Annotated in this window: 14 protein-coding genes and 1 riboswitch; of the genes, 8 read left to right on the top strand and 6 right to left on the bottom strand. The window is 43.1% G+C overall.

The window, feature by feature from the left end; genetic code table 11:
* The first annotated feature begins 446 nt into the window (after positions 1-446).
* Both DESME_RS08360 and DESME_RS08355 read left to right on the top strand, forming a co-directional pair.
* The gene (locus tag DESME_RS08360; RefSeq protein ID WP_006718610.1) at positions 447-1127 is read left to right on the top strand and encodes a PspA/IM30 family protein; all 681 of its coding nucleotides are present in this window, start codon (positions 447-449) and stop codon (positions 1125-1127) included.
* Positions 1128-1160: 33 nt separating this feature from the next.
* Complete coding sequence (locus DESME_RS08355) at positions 1161-2147, top strand: TIM44-like domain-containing protein (RefSeq protein ID WP_006718613.1); 987 nt, start codon at positions 1161-1163, stop codon at positions 2145-2147.
* Positions 2148-2225: 78 nt separating this feature from the next.
* Here the strand turns inward: DESME_RS08355 and DESME_RS08350 are convergent, their stop codons facing one another.
* Positions 2226-2876 (bottom strand): TVP38/TMEM64 family protein, encoded by a 651-nt coding sequence (locus tag DESME_RS08350; protein WP_006718614.1) that lies wholly within the window; start codon positions 2874-2876, stop codon positions 2226-2228.
* 114 nt (positions 2877-2990) lie between these two features.
* Between DESME_RS08350 and DESME_RS08345 the strand changes: the two genes are divergently transcribed.
* Complete coding sequence (locus tag DESME_RS08345; RefSeq protein WP_006718617.1) at positions 2991-4838, top strand: sensor domain-containing diguanylate cyclase; 1848 nt, start codon at positions 2991-2993, stop codon at positions 4836-4838.
* 102 nt (positions 4839-4940) lie between these two features.
* Here the strand turns inward: DESME_RS08345 and cobS are convergent, their stop codons facing one another.
* The 3 genes from cobS to cobT all read right to left on the bottom strand — a co-directional run bounded on the left by cobS (position 4941) and on the right by cobT (position 7745).
* Positions 4941-5717, bottom strand: a complete 777-nt coding sequence (cobS, locus tag DESME_RS08340; protein WP_006718620.1) for an adenosylcobinamide-GDP ribazoletransferase — start codon at positions 5715-5717, stop codon at positions 4941-4943.
* A gap of 2 nt (positions 5718-5719) precedes the next feature.
* A complete protein-coding gene (gene cobU, locus DESME_RS08335) occupies positions 5720-6334 on the bottom strand; it encodes a bifunctional adenosylcobinamide kinase/adenosylcobinamide-phosphate guanylyltransferase (RefSeq protein WP_006718622.1) in 615 nt (204 codons plus the stop codon).
* A gap of 280 nt (positions 6335-6614) precedes the next feature.
* Positions 6615-7745, bottom strand: coding sequence for a nicotinate-nucleotide--dimethylbenzimidazole phosphoribosyltransferase (cobT, locus tag DESME_RS08330; protein ID WP_041484173.1), 1131 nt, complete (start codon positions 7743-7745; stop codon positions 6615-6617).
* A gap of 110 nt (positions 7746-7855) precedes the next feature.
* Positions 7856-8030: riboswitch (cobalamin riboswitch) on the bottom strand.
* A gap of 186 nt (positions 8031-8216) precedes the next feature.
* Here cobT and DESME_RS08325 point away from each other — a divergent pair.
* Both DESME_RS08325 and DESME_RS08320 read left to right on the top strand, forming a co-directional pair.
* Positions 8217-8453: a hypothetical protein gene (locus tag DESME_RS08325; protein WP_006718626.1), complete on the top strand. Its 237-nt coding sequence runs from the start codon at positions 8217-8219 to the stop codon at positions 8451-8453.
* Between the two features lie 167 nt (positions 8454-8620).
* Positions 8621-10048: an ATP-binding protein gene (locus DESME_RS08320; RefSeq protein WP_006718627.1), complete on the top strand. Its 1428-nt coding sequence runs from the start codon at positions 8621-8623 to the stop codon at positions 10046-10048.
* A gap of 81 nt (positions 10049-10129) precedes the next feature.
* On the opposite strand, the gene DESME_RS08315 is transcribed toward DESME_RS08320, so the two are convergent.
* The gene (locus DESME_RS08315) at positions 10130-11404 is read right to left on the bottom strand and encodes an Nramp family divalent metal transporter (RefSeq protein WP_006718630.1); all 1275 of its coding nucleotides are present in this window, start codon (positions 11402-11404) and stop codon (positions 10130-10132) included.
* Positions 11405-11575: 171 nt separating this feature from the next.
* Between DESME_RS08315 and DESME_RS08310 the strand changes: the two genes are divergently transcribed.
* The 3 genes from DESME_RS08310 to DESME_RS08300 all read left to right on the top strand — a co-directional run bounded on the left by DESME_RS08310 (position 11576) and on the right by DESME_RS08300 (position 14710).
* Complete coding sequence (locus DESME_RS08310) at positions 11576-12685, top strand: ParM/StbA family protein (RefSeq protein WP_006718632.1); 1110 nt, start codon at positions 11576-11578, stop codon at positions 12683-12685.
* A complete protein-coding gene (locus DESME_RS08305; RefSeq protein ID WP_006718634.1) occupies positions 12682-13110 on the top strand; it encodes a hypothetical protein in 429 nt (142 codons plus the stop codon). Before DESME_RS08310 ends, DESME_RS08305 begins: the two co-directional genes overlap by 4 nt.
* A 268-nt stretch (positions 13111-13378) precedes the next feature.
* A complete protein-coding gene (locus tag DESME_RS08300; RefSeq protein ID WP_025248731.1) occupies positions 13379-14710 on the top strand; it encodes a hemolysin family protein in 1332 nt (443 codons plus the stop codon).
* Between the two features lie 76 nt (positions 14711-14786).
* On the opposite strand, the gene asnB is transcribed toward DESME_RS08300, so the two are convergent.
* Positions 14787-16673 carry an asparagine synthase (glutamine-hydrolyzing) gene (gene asnB / locus DESME_RS08295; protein ID WP_006718640.1) on the bottom strand — a complete coding sequence of 629 codons (1887 nt, stop codon included), beginning with the start codon at positions 16671-16673 and terminating at the stop codon, positions 14787-14789.
* Between the last annotated feature and the right edge of the window lie 56 nt (positions 16674-16729).

Below are 16729 nucleotides of genomic sequence, written 5' to 3'. Positions count from 1 at the left end.
ATTGAAGTGGAAAAACGCATAAGTAAGGGGAGTAGCGAGCGGCAGAAATGCCGTCGATAGTGTCGTCAATCAGTCCGATGTGGACTCGGTGCTATCAACGTTTACGAAATTGCAAGACCTTACCCACAGCAGGGGGTAAGGTCTTTATTTTTTTATTAAGGTGGTGAACAGAGGCAAAAAGATTCAAATTCATGGGATTATAATTCATGGAAAGTTCATTTTTATTTCATGATTTCGTCTAACCTCTTTGTTATACTAAAAGTAAACGGCTCGACTTCTAACCTGCTAAAAGCTCAAATTCCTTTTATATTAAAATTAGAGGATTATATTGAATGGGGGTAGAATGAAGATTAAGGGTTAAAGCAGATCATAATGTGTAAAGTTATAGTTATATCTAGTCATATGTTAAATATATAAATAAGGTAGAATTGAAGGGAGAAATTAAAATGGGTTTATTTACTCGCGTTAAAGATTTGGTGCAGGCTAATGTTATGGATTTGGTGAATAAGTCAGAAAATCCAGAAAAAATGTTAAACCTCTATATCGAGCAAGCGACTGATGAAGTTCGAAATTTCCAAATTCAAGTGAATCGCGCAGTAGCGGACAAAATTCAACTTGAAGAGCGCATCGTGACTCTGAGCAAGGAAATTGCTCAACGGACAGAGCAAGCCGGTTTAGCTGTTCAGCAGGGCAAAGATGATTTAGCACGTACAGCGTTAACTCTGAAAAAACAAGCGGAGACAAGCGTAACAGATTTTCAAACCCAGTTGGCCGATCAGACCACTGCTGTTGAAGATTTAAAAGAAAATCTACGTATCTTAACTGAAAAATTAGAGAAGGCTAAATCGGAACGAAATAATCTTGTGATGCGCCAACGACGTGCCGAAACAATGAAAAAGGCCAATGATACGATATCCGGTATGTCGAAAATGGATCCTATGGGGAATATCGATCGGATGGAGGATCGTGTAGAACGGATGGAAGCTGAAGCTAAAGCTTCTAAAACAATGATGAGCACCGGAAATTCTTTAGATGATCAATTCGCTGAGTTGAAAAAGGGTCAAGCTGATTCAGAAGTTGAGGATGAATTAGCGAAATTAAAAGCACAGTTAAAAAAGGAAGAATAGAAAAAAGTGAAAGATTAAAGTAGGTGTTTGATCATGAAGAGGTGGACGAAAAGATTTAATATTACCATCATGACCCTCATGATCTTCGCGAGCCAGGCCACAGTGGCCTTGGCTCGCGCTGGCGGGGGGAAAGGTGGCAGCTTAGGTGGAAGTTTGGGCGGAAGCGCTGGCCGTAGCTTTAGCAGTGGTTCGTTCTCAGGTGGAATTCCTAGTAGTGGGTTAGGTGGATTCTCCTTTTTTCCGTTTTTCTGGGGCCCGTCTTTCTTTGGATTAGGCGGGGGGGGATCTCTCTTTGGCGGCTTTTTCAGCCTAATATTTATGTTGATTATTGCTTTTCTGATTATTAAAGCCTTACGTTCTTCAATACGTCCTTGGGGAAAACGGAAGGGCAGGGGCAAGGGTTTCGGTGACCCATATTCACCCCAATCTCCGCAAGAGTGGGAGAGTAATCCTTCGCCCCTAACCCCTGTGGATGTAACAGGACGGCCGATTACGAATGAGAATAATCTCCAGCGTTTTGGTAAGGCTATTCAGTTTACCCGAGAAAACATGCGTTACTACTCAGAAACCTTCCCCCGCTGGGATCGAGACTTTCTGGTCGGACGGGTTAGACAGGTCTATTTTTGGCTACAAGACGCTTGGACTCGGCAGGATCTGAGTGGAGGCGAGGTCTATTTAAGTTCGACAATTCTGCAGAAATATCAGACAGATCTTGCGAATATGCGCAATCGGGGAGAACGAAATGTGATCAAAGAGCCAGTGCTTAATGCAGGTGATATTGAGTTCATTCATAGTCATCTGGATGATACAGCACAACATTTTGTTACGATGATTTCGGCGAGTTTATTTGATTACACAGTGGATACTTCAGGCAAGATTATCGCGGGAGAAGATGATAATCGCCTTTATTTTACTGAATTCTGGGAATTTAGTTGGGAGCACGATCAATGGGTACTCTCTAATATTTATCAAGAAGATGCACTGGAAATTACAAAGATTGCTCGCGGAGATGAGCATTAAGTTAGCATTAAGTTATTGATGAAATCAACAATAAAAAGGTCAGCCGTCTTACATAGGACGCCTGACCTTTTTGTTGTGTTAAGCTTTGTTATCACGTTGGTCTAATTGTTTCCAACCATACCAAGCGCAACTGATACCCAGTGCGCCAATGAGAAGGGCGAGAGCGAAGCGCCAGGGATGATTTAAGATGTTCCAAAAATCATGTCCGACCCAAGATTCCCAGGCAATCATAGGAATTTTACCTAATAAGGTCGCCCAAAAAAAAGAGGAAAATTTTATCGGTGAAAGACCCGCAGCGTAATTAACAGCTGCTGCAGGGAGTACAGGAATGAGGCGTGCGAGAACAATCAAGTAGAAATTTTTATCCTCTGAAAGTTTGGCCCATTTCCCAAGCTTGGCTAATTTGGGTCGAGCCCATTCTTGTCCAAGTGTGCGGGAAAGTCCAAAGCCGAGCATCGAACCAAGAAGACTTCCCATTAGAGAAAGAGCAAAACCTATCTTCCACCCGAAGAGGAGGGTATTCATCCCTGCAAGAAGGGCAAAAGGAATGAAGGGAAAAAGCATTTGCACAGATAATACAAGAAGATCAAGCATAATTCCTTTCCAACCGAGTTGTAGAATTAGGTTTTGGAGATCCTGAGGATGCTGGAGTTTGGGATAAAGAAAAAGGATTAAGATCATCGAGAGAATAAGAGTTAAAAAAGACGCTTTTTTCTGCGGTGTAAACATCGTTAATTTTCTCCCCTACACATACTTTAGCAAAAGTATAGCTGATCTCAATTCAATGTACAACGGAGTGTGAAAAGAATAAGTTTTTAATCAATTCCCTGTAGTGAGTTTTTTATGATAAAATATTGGGAGAAGTGTGGAGAACGTAAGGGTGTGGAATCTGTGTTCGAACAAAAAATCCAAGAATATATGCCGATACTTCAGCACCTTTTATCTGCTATATGCGAAAAAGAGCATGAATGGATTGTTACAAACCGTAAGAAAGTACTCTATACAAGTCCAGGTGCATTTATTGAAACTGGAATATTTCAAGGGATGTCAACGGAAGAACTTCCCTGGTTTAAAGAAATTCTTTACAAAAAAGACAGAGTAGTCATAAAAAAGCAGGGTTGGCGGGCGGACAGTGAGAAACGGGGTCTAATTGTTGGGGTTCCGTTATTAGATGAATCTGCTGAAGTCCAAGGTGCCTGTTTCTCTATAACAGAGTTTCACGATAAAATACGGGCTAACGATGTTTTAAATCTTGCGCAGGATATGGCCCGTGAGGAAGACCAGTTTGCGGCTTTAAAGATTGTGACGCGTCGGGTTTTAGATCTTTTCCAAGTTTCGATGGTTGGGGTATGGCTTTGGACAGAGGGAGAATATGGAGTGGTTTCCGTCAGTACCTCTAGTGAAGAACTACGATCCTATGTGGAAAACAAGCTCCCTCCTGAATTTGGATTGGATTGGGTTAATCATTTCTCTAAGACGGAAAAAAATGAGCAGCATCAACTTATTCGGTATAATCTTGATCAGCTTAACGAAGCTTGGGTTAAGCCTCTTAAAGAGTTTGGACTTGTAACACTTGTGAGTATACCGCTTAACCATTTTGGTCAAACATTGGGACAGATCGTTCTTTTTACCCAAGAACGAGAGAATATTGACAATGAAAATATTTACTGGTTACGGCAAATTGTTCCGTTCGTCTCTTCCTTTGTCTATGAACAACAGCTGAGAATGGCGGCTTTAGAACGAGAACAGGCTTTGACCTTACTGCTGCGAGGCACGGAAATTCTTGTCCAAGCCGATACAGAGGAGCAACTTCTCACAGAAGCCGGTGAAATGGCAATGGAAATCCTCTTTCTTCCGGGGGGTTTTTTCTTCCTATATGAACAGGGAGAATGGATAATTCGTGCTCCCTTTGGGCGGTTGAAACAAGCAGAATGGGCATGGAAAGATTGGGTATGGAAACAAATGGAACGAGATAAGTATGATCGTTTTACCAATCCACATGCGGTGTCACATTTCTTGGAGGTTGGGGATAATCCTGAGCACTGGCGTAAGATTCTTATCCAACCGATTGTCAACCATAGCGGGCTTATGGGTGAACTTTGGTTAATGGATGATTTAGAATGGGTGACAGAACAACGTCAGGAGATTGTATCAGCTTATGTTCGAGATGTTGGAGTTGCCTTAGATGCGATTCGCCAGCGCGATGAGTTATCCCATCTAGCCTCTACGGATCGACTTACTGGAATATTGAACCGTCAAGGGTTTGATCATCGGATTCGTGAGGAAATGGCAGGAACACTTCGCCGCCAATCTTCTTTCTTGCTTTTGATTCTTGATCTTGATTTCTTTAAGCGTCTCAATGATACCCAAGGTCACCCTGCAGGAGATTTGGCCTTAAAGACGTTAGCTCAAAATCTGTGTGCTTCTGTTCGAGAATCTGATATTGTTTCTAGGACTGGAGGAGATGAATTTACGGTTGTTTTGACGGATTTGCACTTCTCACCGGAAGCCCGGAAGGTTATTGAACGAATGAAAGGAAACCTTGGTCTTAAACAGTTTGGGCTTGACGTAAGTATTGGTGTCGTTGAATTTCCTGCGGAAGGGCGGAATTACGAAGAATTGTACCGTCTGGCAGATCAACGTCTTTATATTGGAAAAAATATGGGCAAAGGGCAGATCGTTTTTCATTAAAAGAAGCCGTTATTTTGAAGTTCCTCATTGTTGAGGAGCTCAAGATAACGGCTTCTTTACTCATTATTTTGAACTTAGATAGCTGAAATATTAGATCTAGGTTTACCTAAAGAAGGGGATTACGCCGATTAAAAAAAGTATCTCTGAGAGTTCAATGCTGGCCCCGTATAGATCTCCGGTTAATCCGCCCAAAAGGCGTGCGACTTTCTTTGAAAAGTAGTAAATAAAGAGAATGGAGAAGAGAAAACCAATCAAACCAGCCAAACCTAAAAGATAAACGGTCAGAGCCAAGCATATTAAGCCTTCTATAGTAAAAAATAAGGGCTTTTGAAGTGAACTTTCGTGAAACCCTTGCCCGAGTCCTTCTTCGCGAGCATAGGGATAAAAGAGAATTCCAAACATAAAAACCCAACGTGATAGTATCGGCATGATAAGTAGGGTTAAAATAGGTGCAAAATGAGTGGAAAAGGACACGAGGGGAACGCTTTCTTGAAGAAGTCCTGCTACGAGTGTGAATTTGAGGAGGAGAAGGGCGCTTGCGCTTAAAGCACCAAACGATCCAACTCGGCTGTCTTTCATGATTTCAAGCATTTTTTCAGGGGTCCGAGCTGACCAGAGGGCATCCATGCTATCCATGAAGCCATCCATATGAATGCCGCCTGTTAAAATTAATTCTTCAATAATCAAGGCAGTAGCAACAACAAGGGGGGGATAAAAGTTTAGCAAAAGGAGAGCACTTAAGCTCAAAATAACGCCAAGCAGCAGACCGACGATCGGATAATAACGCTGACTAGCAGTAAATTCTTCTTGGGAGACGTCTGTTGGTGCGGGGAAAGGGAGGCGTGTCAAAAAGGTTGCAGCAATTATAAATCCACGCATAATTAATGATGCTCCTGTCGTGGTTTTAAAGAATCTAGAAGTTCCTGCCCTGATTGTTTAACTTCAAGGGGGTAACCTGAAACGACCCAGAAGACTTTATCAGCTTTGTGAGCAAGTAGCTGGTTGCCTCGTCCTGCTAAATCCCGGTAAGAGCGGGACATCGGATTATCAGGGACGATTCCTTGTCCCACTTCATTTGTTACCATAATGACCTGCGGAGTTATTTCCTGGGCCAGGGTTGCAGCTTTTCGAACTTGGTCGAGTATTTTTTCCTCTGCTTCGGGAGTTAAGGTATCGGGGTAATGGGAATCTGAAGAAGAGCTCAAGGACTTAAGCATGAGATTAGAAAGCCAGATTGTCACGCAATCCAGCAGGATAACTGCATTTTCACTGCGGATTCCTTCCAACACTGAAGGAATATCGAACGGTTCTTCAATGAGTTCCCAGTTGCTGGGGCGTTGCTGTTGGTGTTTTTGGACTCGCCATGCCATTTCCTTATCGAAGACTTGCGCTGTAGCAATATAGATAACGGGTCGACCGGGGTGGGCAGCGAGTTGTTCAGCAAAGGTGCTTTTACCGCTGCGTGCTCCGCCGGTGATAAGTATGAAGTTAGACATTAGAGTGTTCTGCCTCCTTAGGTTGGGTTATCATCTCCACTTCCGAGTGCACCCTCTATCCGGCCGAGGTGCTTGAAGTTTTATGAGTATAAATATTCTTTTAAATTTCTATTTCACCTGCTTTTTGTTCTTAGTAGTCTTTTCCTTTATCTTGGTTTTTACTTAGAACTATTAAAGCGTACTTATCGATGGAGAGCTGACCTCGTTAGCAATGTTGATTCTGAGGTCAGCTCTTTATCATTATTTTTGTGTTGTATCAGTTATTAAGCGAAGTATTAGATTAAAAGTCTCCTGTGGTGACGCCAGCTGATTCGAAGGTTGCCATTTCATCAGCGATTTTGAGGGCAGCTTCTACCATTGGAAACATGAGGGCGGCGCCTGTTCCTTCACCAAGTCTCATGTGGAAATCAAGTCGAGGTTGGAGGCCGAGTTGTTTTAGGGCTAAACGGTGGCCCTGTTCTTCTGAGTTATGAGAGGAGATCATATAGCGGGCAGAGATGGGGGCAAGTTGTGCAGCTGTAAGTGCAGCAGCTGAGGAGATAATGCCATCAAGGATGATGGGGATATGTTGATAAGCAGCTTCGAGAATCGCTCCAGTTAGGGCGGCAATTTCAAGGCCTCCAATTTTGGAGAGGGTATCAATAGGGTCAGAGGGGTCAGGTTGATTGACTTCGATGGCTCGTTTAATGACATCTTGTTTATGTTTTAGGGCCTCATCGCTGACTCCTGTGCCGCGCCCGGTCACTTCTTCCACGGAGTGGCCGGTAAAGACTGAGACTAGGGCAGCACTCGGAGTGGTATTGCCGATACCTACTTCACCCGTTGCTAAGAGATTGACGCCAGAGTCGACTGTTTTAGCTGCAATCTGTGCACCAGTAAGCAGCGCGAGTAGTGCTTCTTGACGGGTCATAGCAGGGCCTTCAGCTATATTATTGGTCCCATTCTTAACGCGATTGACCATCAGTTCGGGGGGGTCTAAGGGGGCAGCAATTCCGATGTCAGTTGCGATGACTTTAGCGCCACCGTATTCGGCAAGGACATTGATACCTGCACCTCCTTCGAGGTAACTATAGAACATTTGAGCAGTCACTTCTTGGGGAGCAGCACTGACTCCTTCTGTTACAACACCATGATCTCCGCCCATGAGGAGGACAGCTTTTCCTTCAATTTTCGGTTGTGAGGTGCGGAAGATTCCCGCAAGTTGTTGGCCAATATCCTCTAAGACGCCTAGGCTTCTGGTAGGTTTAATTTTTACATCTAAGCGTTGTTGCATGGCTGAGATAGATTCCTGATCGAGCTTTTCAATTCCACTCGTAAGCTCTTTTAAGGCGGACTCAAGGGCTTGTTCGTCCGCTTCTTTGAGATTATTGTTTAGACCATGAAAATTCCTACTCGTCCTTTTTGTTGTCATTTTAAATCTCCTCCATTTAGTTTTTATTTTTTGTAAAAAATAAAGTCCCGCCACAATTTTTATTGTGGTCGGGACTTTTCCGTCATCGCCGCCGCTTTCCAATACCCCGGAAAGACTTTTCTTCTTAGGCAGGTCTCCTGGCTTAGACTCAAGCACCCTGACGCTCCTTCCCAGCAAATGCCAGTGGATTAGCGAGGGCTCATCTTTACAGTGGTGGGTCCGCACCGGATTAACACCGGTTTCCCTATTCTCCCCGTGAGGGGCACCTAAGAATAATACAATTAAATTTACCTTAAGATTACCAAAGATTCGGAAAAAGTCAAGTATAAAATATGGGTCTAATAGATGATACAGGAGCTTGTAACCATTGTCCAAATCTAACATAGTCTATAGTAGAACGGAGAAGTGAGATGAAATTGAGCACTTGGTCCAGGAATATTTCACTGTAAGGGTAATAAAGGGGGAGATTTAATGAGCGAAGAATGTACGAAATTACCGGGAAGCTTAATACGCATTAATATTCCAGGAGGAGCTGTCATTAATCTTTTAGACTTGCTGGAAGTGGCTTCACCAGATGGAATTTGTATAACTGTTCGTAGTCCAAGACTTGGTGAAGAGCATACGGCGGATGATGAAACGGATTCTACGCGCGGTTCACTTGTTGATATGGTGAAGAAGGCTAAAGCTGTGATTGATGTTCTCAATTGAAAAGCAAAATGGAACCGGAGGGTGAGTAAGCTCACCCTTTTTATCATGCGTGGAAAATTGTGAATTGAGTAAGGTAAGAAACATAAATCTATGATATAATACAGCTAGTAAAAAATAGAGTGGGGTGGCATTGTACTACAACACTTTAATCGAAGGAGTTTATATATATGAAACGGGGAGAATTGAGACAATCGGAAACATTGAAATATGAGGATTTAAAGGATAGATGCTTAAATGGGACAGCACAAACCCAAAAATACGCTTATCTATTAGAGGGTTTAATCATTTATAGATCACTGCGTGAAGATCCAGTCGTAAAGAGCTTACAGAACGTATTCACTTCATTAACTCAAGAGAAGGTTGATTGGGGTCAAGTTTATCGAAACTATCATACATTTTGTGCACTAGCAACTGAAGAGAATTGGCCGGAATATTTATGGGATCTTGTCCTAGAAGCGGACAATGTTTTTTCGCGTCAAGCTGGTTTTAAAGCGTGGGGAAGTTTAGATCTCGGACTTAAAAATCTCGTTATTCATGATGTAAAGGCAGTCCAGAAGATCGCTTCTCTTCAACCAGAACAACTACAACGAATGGTTTGTGGAAGAATGGATATAGAAGCTGAATTGGGAACTAACTCAGGGGTAGAGTGGCTCGGAAGGATGGAACAATGGCCTTTATGGGCTCCCCAAGTAGGTGAGATTCATCAGGATCCTAGCCGTGCAGGACAGTTTTTAGAAAAAATGCGTAATGAAGTTAAAGCAGTTTTACGCGCAGACGATGACGAAAAGGCGGTTCAAGAGTTAGCCTCTTTCTATCAAAAAATTGGCTCCGGTCTAATGGCAACAGGATTGGCCTTTAAATGGGACGGGAATGCTAAACTTCTCGTTACGGTAACTCCAGATCCAATCCGAAAAGAACAGTTAATCGGCCAAGAGCGAGAACAGGGCATTCTTTTAGAAAACACGAATTTCTTCCTTTCAAGATACCCAGCCAACAATGTAATTCTTTATGGAAACAGGGGAACGGGTAAATCATCTCTCGTCAAGGCTCTTCTTCAGGAATATTGTGATCAGGGGCTAAGATTAGTGGAACTTTCCAAGCAAGATTTAACCGACTTTCCTTTGATTATTCGTTTTCTCGCGCCTCAACCTCAAAAGTTTATTCTCTTTATCGATGATCTTTCGTTTGAGGAAACGGAGTTAGCCTATAAATCGTTGAAGACCGTTTTAGAGGGAGGCTTGGAAAAGCGTCCTGATAATGTTCTTATTTACGCGACCTCGAATCGTCGCCATCTTATCCGTGAAAACTTCTCCGAGCGTCAAGGCGATGAGATTAATGTCCGTGATACTATGGATGAAAAACTTTCGTTAGCGGATCGTTTCGGGATCACGATTACGTTCCCCTCACCAGACCAGGAGGAATTCTTGCGGATTGTGGAAGAATTGGCTGTGCAGGAAGGATTAGCACTCGAAAAAGCGCAACTTCGCCAGCAAGCCCTCCGCTGGGTCATGATGCATAATGCGCGTTCAGGTCGTACCGCTCGGCAATTTATTGACTATTTAGCGGCTCAACAGAAGATCAATTTGAAGAAGTAAAAGGTAACTTAAATATAAAAATTTAGAATGAAATTAACTGATAATCTTTAACTAAGAAAAGTGTGGTAACCCACACTTTTCTTAGTTAAAGAGGGTTAGGTAGACCAAAACAGCATTGAGTGAGACAATGAGCGTCACGATAATGATTCCCATAACATTGGTCAGTTTTTTATTCGCCATTTCGCCCATCACCGATTTTCGACTTGTAATTACAAGAAGCGGGATAATCGCGGCCGGAAGGGCGAAACTTAAAGTGACTTGGCTCAGAATTAGGATTTTCATGGGATTGAGTCCGATCCAGAGCAGAATCATCGCGGGGATCATCGTAATAATTCGACGAATGTTAACCGGAATATCCAAACCGATAAACCCTTTCATCATATTTTCTCCTGCCATTGCGCCAACCGTTGAGGAGGAAAGACCCGAGGCAAGTAAGGCCAATCCAAATGCGCCACTTGAGAGATTACCAAGTAAAGGGGAGAGTGAGCGATGTGCTTCTTCAATTGTTTCGACAGGCTGCCCGTTTGCATAAAAAACGGAGGCAGCAACGACGACCATTGCGGCGTTGACCAAAAAGGCGATGTTCATTGCAAAGATGATGTCAAAGCGTTCCATCCGAAAATGCCTTTTGATATCACTAAGTTTCTCACTTTTTCGTCGGGATTGAACGAGTGCAGAGTGAAGAAAGATAACGTGAGGCATTACAGTGGCTCCGAGCATTCCCACGGCGACTAGAACACTGTCTGGACCTAAGCTGGGAATCAAAGTATGGATGGCAACTTCATGCCAGTTGGGTTTAGCGAGGAAAATTTCGACAAAGTATGAAATTCCGATCACGGCCACGAGGATAACAATTGTTCGTTCAACCACGTGTTGGCCGAAGCGTTGAAGATAGACAATCAAGAATGTTGTGAGGATGGATAGTGCACCTGCCCAAATTAAGGGAATCCCGAAGAGAAGGTAGAAACCTAAAGCGGCCCCTAAAAATTCGGCCATGTAGGTTGCTATTGCAGTAAAAAGGGTGATGATCCAGAGCAGAATATTAGTCGGGCGACTAAACTGGCGTCCGCACTGGGTTGCAAGATCCATTCCGGTGACGATACCCAGTTTAGCGGATAGAGTCTGAAGGAAAATGGCCATCAGGTTACTCCAGAGGATGACCCATAAGAGAGAGTAGTTAAAATTTGAACCGCCGCTTATGTTCGTCGCAAAATTTCCAGGGTCGATGTACGCGACACTGACGATAAAGGCTGGCCCGATATACCGTAATAAAGATTTGGTCTTTTCTTGCCAGGTTTCTTTTTCCAGGGGTATTGGAACAGATACATTGTGTAAGTAGAGAGGATTATCACTCATGCTTTCACCGCCTCTTTTTTTGGATCGTGAGGTGACCCATTTCTAATCTATGGAGTCGGCGGGGAAGGGGTGACGCCTTGAGGGTGGTAAGATATGGTTTGATGATATATAATAGAAATTAAATGAATTGTGTCGGAATATGATTCTAAACGTGATGAGGAGGAACTCAAGGTGTTTGAAAACGACATACTCGTAGCAGGAGGAGATCCTGGTTTTGGAGCGATCAAACTCGATGCAGGGGACAGCAAAGTGCTTTTTCCAGCGGTGATCTGTCAAGGTAATGAACGGATCTTTTCGACATTGGGAAATTCTATTGTAACTCGTGGCACAGAATTGGATGAACAAATCGCTTCTCTAGATGTTGTCGTAAAGAACAATTCGACGGGTATAGAACATCATTATTTTATGGGCAATTTAGCAGAAAGTCTTAATCCGAATGAAGCACATTATTGTTGGGATGAGGATAAGTCAACAGATGAAGAAGCCACAGCCCTCCTTGTGGTTGCTTTAGCGTTAGCACAGAAAACCCCAAAAGCTAATATTTATTTAGGTACCGGGGTTCCGGTTAAATATTATGCTGCGCTCAAGGATAAGTACGAAGCTCAACTCAAAGGGTCTTGGTCAGTTAAGTTTTTATCTGGCCCTTTTAAAGGAGAGACCCGTCAATTAACGATTATTCGATCTCGAGTCCTGCCACAAAGTTATGGCGTTTTCATTAAAGAAACCTTAAATGAGTTTGGTATGCCGACCAGCCCGAAGCTTTTTAATGGATATGTCATCGTAATTGATCCAGGTTTTAGGACGACAGATGTCGCGACATTCTATGACGGGGTGATGCTGGATCCACCTAACTCGTTTAGCATTGAAAAAGGCTTAAAATGGGCCTATACCGGAGTTGCTGAAAAGTTAAAGGAAATGAGTGCTAATCATCAGAACCCGATCGAAACAGGTGATCAAGAGTTAGATAAAGTTTTTCGCGTCCACGGAGGGCACTATCCATGGCACAATGGAACGATTAACTTGAATCCGGTCATGAATCAAATGCTGGCTCAACTTGGAACGGATATTTCACGTGAAGTGAAGAAAACCCTGAAGCCTATGCTTGGAAAAATTCATACCGTTCTCGTTGCGGGTAAAGTAGGAGAACTTGTCTATGAACATCTTCAGTTAGAAAACAAAATCTTAATTGACGATCCGCAGTTTGGGAATGCAACCGGGTTCCGAATTATGGCGGCAAATCTGGTTAACAGCTTGACAAAGAAGGCTGATATCAATCCATGAGCACTGAGCAATCCTTTTTGCACTTGTTTTTTAATACTGAGGATGAAGATCTTTGGGAAAAGTTGCGGAATCTTCCAGCTGAAAAGTGCTCGGAATTCACTAAAATGGCGTTGCGTGAGTTTTTCCAGGCCCATCCTGACTTGATGCAAACAAAGTTAAGCGCAACGGCTGTAGCAGATGAGGTATTAAAGGAAGGAACAGTAGGCGTTGACGAAGAAAACGGTGTTTCTGTTAACGAGAACTCAGGAGATGATTTTGAGGACTTCCCTGAGCCTGTCGAGTTCAGTCTAGAATCACTTTTTGAATTGAACCCGGTTGAAGTCATACCTGATCCTGTTCAAAATCTACTATCAATCATCGGTAAAGAAGAGGATGAAGAGGTCCTTCGTCTTTTCCGGAGAACGGACGAGCACAAAGAAGAATAGATGTGCTTTAATTGAAGCTTCAGTAACAGACCGGGTATTCGATTAAAGTTGTCACTTGACGTCAGATCGAAGTTAATTTATAGTTATCTTATAAAGAAGATCATAAGGGAGAATTATTGTGGAAGATCCTTTACCTCGAGAAGCCAATTGATGTATTTATTGTAGGTGCCAAGAGCTTTATTCTTGGCGCCTTAGTTGTATTCCGCAGAAATTCTCATAATTAAAGGAGGAAGTTTCGATCGAAGGTGTCATAGGTAGCGTGCTAAAAATAGTAGCCGCATTGTTACTCGTTGCTTTAAATGGTTTCTTTGTTCTTTCCGAGTTTGCTCTCGTTAAAGTTCGTAAAACCCGCCTGGCTGAATTGGCAGATTCGGGTTCAAGTCAAGCTAATGTAGCGCTTGAGGTCACTGCAAATCTTGATGCCTATCTGTCTGCTACTCAGTTGGGAATTACGCTCGCATCATTAGGTTTAGGTTGGTTAGGAGAACCTGCAATTGCAACGCTGCTGAATCCTTTTTTTGAGCAGTATTTGCGCTGGGATTCTGTCGTAACCCATTCTGTCTCAGCGGTAATTGCATTTATTCTCATTACATTTCTACATATTGTCTTGGGTGAACTAGTACCGAAGTCTTTAGCTATTCAAAATGCTGAAGTTGCAGCATTAAAGACAGCTGGACTGATCAAAGTATTCTACAAGGTATTTTATCCTGTCATTAAAGCCTTGAATGGTCTTTCTAATTTGGCGCTTCGCGTCTTAAAGATCGAGCCAGCCAATGAAGCTGATTTGGCGCATTCTGAAGAGGAATTGAGAATGTTGGTAGATGCGAGTCAGCGTAATGGTATTCTCGACAAGATGGAAGGAAAACTTTTAGATAACGTTTTCGAGTTTTCAGATCGCATTGTCAGTGAAGTAATGGTTCCGCGTCAGGATATGGTGTGCATCTTTACTGAAGATACCTTAGAAGAAGCGACAGCGGTCGTTAAAAAACATGGACATACGCGTTATCCGCTCTGTGAAGAGAGCAAAGATAATGTCATTGGATTAGTGCATATGCGAGATTTATTGAATCTGGCAGATAATCCTGAAATTATCTCCATTAAACAAGTTAAACGTGAAATCCTTGTTGTTCCAGAAGGAATGCCCATTTCCCATCTTGTGCAAAAGATGCGCTTGCAGCGAACTCATATGGCTGTCGTTGTAGATGAATTTGGCGGAACTGCTGGAATGGTTACGATTGAAGACTTATTGGAAGAGCTCGTTGGGGAAATTTATGATGAGTTTGAGGAAGTCCAGACTTCTGAGATAGTCAAAGTTCAAGATGGGGAATTCCTGATCAACGGACGAGTGCTTCTTGATGATGTTTCAGAACTCTTGAGAATTACCTTGGAAGACGAATCTGTGTCAACGATTGGTGGATATGTTTTTTCTCGGCTGGGCCGAACACCGGTCAAAGGTGACCACGTTGAATTTGATGGCTATAGTTTCAACGTGTTAGAAGTTAAGGGTTACCGAATAACTCGAGTCAAGGTTATTAAAAAAAATAGTCAGAGTATCAAACTTGATTCCAAAGAAGAACGAACTGATGAAAAATCAATTTGACCAATTAGGTTCATAAATAAGGATAAAAAAGCCAGAGAGGTCCGAATGTAATTCGTACCTCTTTTAATTATTTGAGTTAGTAATTGAGTTTAACTTTGTTATTTTCCAGCCAAAGGTTTAATTGAATGAGATATGCGAAGAGCTGGGGAATATCCATAAGCTGACCGAACCAAGGATGACCAGAGGGTAGATTGTCTGAGATTTTGATCAGGTACATTAGGTTAGAGCGGTTGATCAAAGGAAGAAGGGGGGATTGCGAATCAGCAAGGATTTCTAGGAGCCAGGAACGTACGACTTTTAGATATGAGGGATTGTGTGTTTTGGGATAAGGGCTTTTTTTACGCCAAAGAACATCATGAGGTAAGATGCCTTCAAGTGCGCGTCGGAGAATTCCTTTTTCCCGTCCTTCAAAGGATTTAATCTCCCAAGGTAAATTCCAAGCATACTCGGCTAAGCGATGATCGCAGAAGGGAACTCGGCCTTCTAAACCGACTGACATCGTCATGCGATCCTTCCGATCTAAGAGCGTGGGCATGAACCGTGTAATCGTAAGGTAACTGATTTCACGAATGCGACGTTCTTGTGTCGTTTTTTCATCTTGGGCTGATGAGCTCTGCAATGATTTTTCCGGATGAGGGACTTCGGTGAGGGCTTCTTGATAGCGGTTGCGAAGGTATTCTGTTGGGTTAAGACGCGTGAGAAGTTCGGGCGAGAAAACCTGAAGACGGTTTTGGACTTGAATTGCCCAAGGAAAGGTCTCCGCAGCTAAGGTTTCAGGACGATGGAACCAGGGGTATCCGCCGAATATTTCATCTGCACATTCTCCTGAAAGTCCGACAGTGACCACTTTTTTGATTTGACTTGCAAAAAGTTGGAGAGAAGAATCAACATCAGCCATGCCTGGGAGATCGCGTGCTTGTGTAGAGGGGCGTAGGGCTTGAACCAGTTCCGGAGTATCAAGTTTAAAATCATAATGGTTCGTTCCAAATTCTTGGGAGACACGCTGAATCCAGGGTGCATCAGAATTGGGTTGAAAAGAATTCGCTTGAAAGTATTTCTCATTCTCGAGGTAATCGATCGAAAAAGTTTGTAATGGAGATCTCCCTTGCTCTGCATAAGTTTGGGCAGCAATAGCTGTAATAGCGCTTGAATCTAAGCCGCCGGAGAGAAGTGTACCGAGTGGGACATCCGAAACTAACTGGCGCTTGACTGCATCTAGAAAGAGTTCACGGACTTGGGTTGTTGCTTGATCCAAATTATCGGAGGACGGTTCGCTGGGTAAACTCCAATAGGGAATGGTTCTCAATCCAGAACGGGAGAAACGGAGGGTATGACCCGGTTTTAATTCGTTAATTCCGCGATAGACTCCATGACCTGGTGTGCGAGCTGGGCCGATAAAGAGGATTTCGGATAATCCTTCAGCATCGACTTCAGGTTCAACGTCAGGATTGGCGAGTAAGGCCTTGAGCTCAGAGGCGAAAAGCAGGCCGTTGGGCGTTTCTTTATAAAAAAGAGGTTTAACGCCTAAGCGATCGCGAGCGAGAAAAAGCTGTTGTTCTGCACTATCCCAAATTCCAAAAGCAAAAATTCCATTAAAACGCTCGACACATGCAGGGCCCCATTCAAGATACGAGAGGAGAAGAACTTCAGTGTCAGAATGTCCCTCGAAATGATAGCCACACGCGAGTAGTTCTCTGCGCAGTTCGGGTGTGTTGTAAAGTTCTCCATTATAAATTAAGACAAATTCATTTTCTCCGCGCTTACGAAGCATTGGCTGGAGTCCACCCTTGGGATCAATGACGACTAAACGGCGATGACCAAAACTTGCGTCAGAGGAGTACCAATATCCTTCTGCATCAGGACCACGCGGGATAAGAGTTTGGGTCATGTTTGTTAGAATATGTTGAGATTCAGGGCGGGATAAATTGGCTTTCCAATCCACCCAACCGACGATACCACACATAGGTTTTGCCTCCTTTGATAAAGATAATCATTATCATCTATCTCATGCTTTAGGAT

Source organism: Desulfitobacterium metallireducens DSM 15288 (assembly GCF_000231405.2).
GTDB lineage: Bacteria > Bacillota > Desulfitobacteriia > Desulfitobacteriales > Desulfitobacteriaceae > Desulfitobacterium_A > Desulfitobacterium_A metallireducens.
This window is presented reverse-complemented; position numbering and strand designations above follow the sequence as displayed.

Coding starts and splice junctions, on each gene's coding strand:
- DESME_RS08360 (WP_006718610.1), top strand. CDS start 447: ATGGGTTTATTTACTCGCGTTAAAGATTTGGTGCAGGCTAATGTTATG.
- DESME_RS08355 (WP_006718613.1), top strand. CDS start 1,161: ATGAAGAGGTGGACGAAAAGATTTAATATTACCATCATGACCCTCATG.
- DESME_RS08350 (WP_006718614.1), bottom strand. CDS start 2,876: ATGTTTACACCGCAGAAAAAAGCGTCTTTTTTAACTCTTATTCTCTCG.
- DESME_RS08345 (WP_006718617.1), top strand. CDS start 2,991: ATGATAAAATATTGGGAGAAGTGTGGAGAACGTAAGGGTGTGGAATCT.
- cobS (WP_006718620.1), bottom strand. CDS start 5,717: ATGCGTGGATTTATAATTGCTGCAACCTTTTTGACACGCCTCCCTTTC.
- cobU (WP_006718622.1), bottom strand. CDS start 6,334: ATGTCTAACTTCATACTTATCACCGGCGGAGCACGCAGCGGTAAAAGC.
- cobT (WP_041484173.1), bottom strand. CDS start 7,745: ATGACAACAAAAAGGACGAGTAGGAATTTTCATGGTCTAAACAATAAT.
- DESME_RS08325 (WP_006718626.1), top strand. CDS start 8,217: ATGAGCGAAGAATGTACGAAATTACCGGGAAGCTTAATACGCATTAAT.
- DESME_RS08320 (WP_006718627.1), top strand. CDS start 8,621: ATGAAACGGGGAGAATTGAGACAATCGGAAACATTGAAATATGAGGAT.
- DESME_RS08315 (WP_006718630.1), bottom strand. CDS start 11,404: ATGAGTGATAATCCTCTCTACTTACACAATGTATCTGTTCCAATACCC.
- DESME_RS08305 (WP_006718634.1), top strand. CDS start 12,682: ATGAGCACTGAGCAATCCTTTTTGCACTTGTTTTTTAATACTGAGGAT.
- asnB (WP_006718640.1), bottom strand. CDS start 16,673: ATGTGTGGTATCGTCGGTTGGGTGGATTGGAAAGCCAATTTATCCCGC.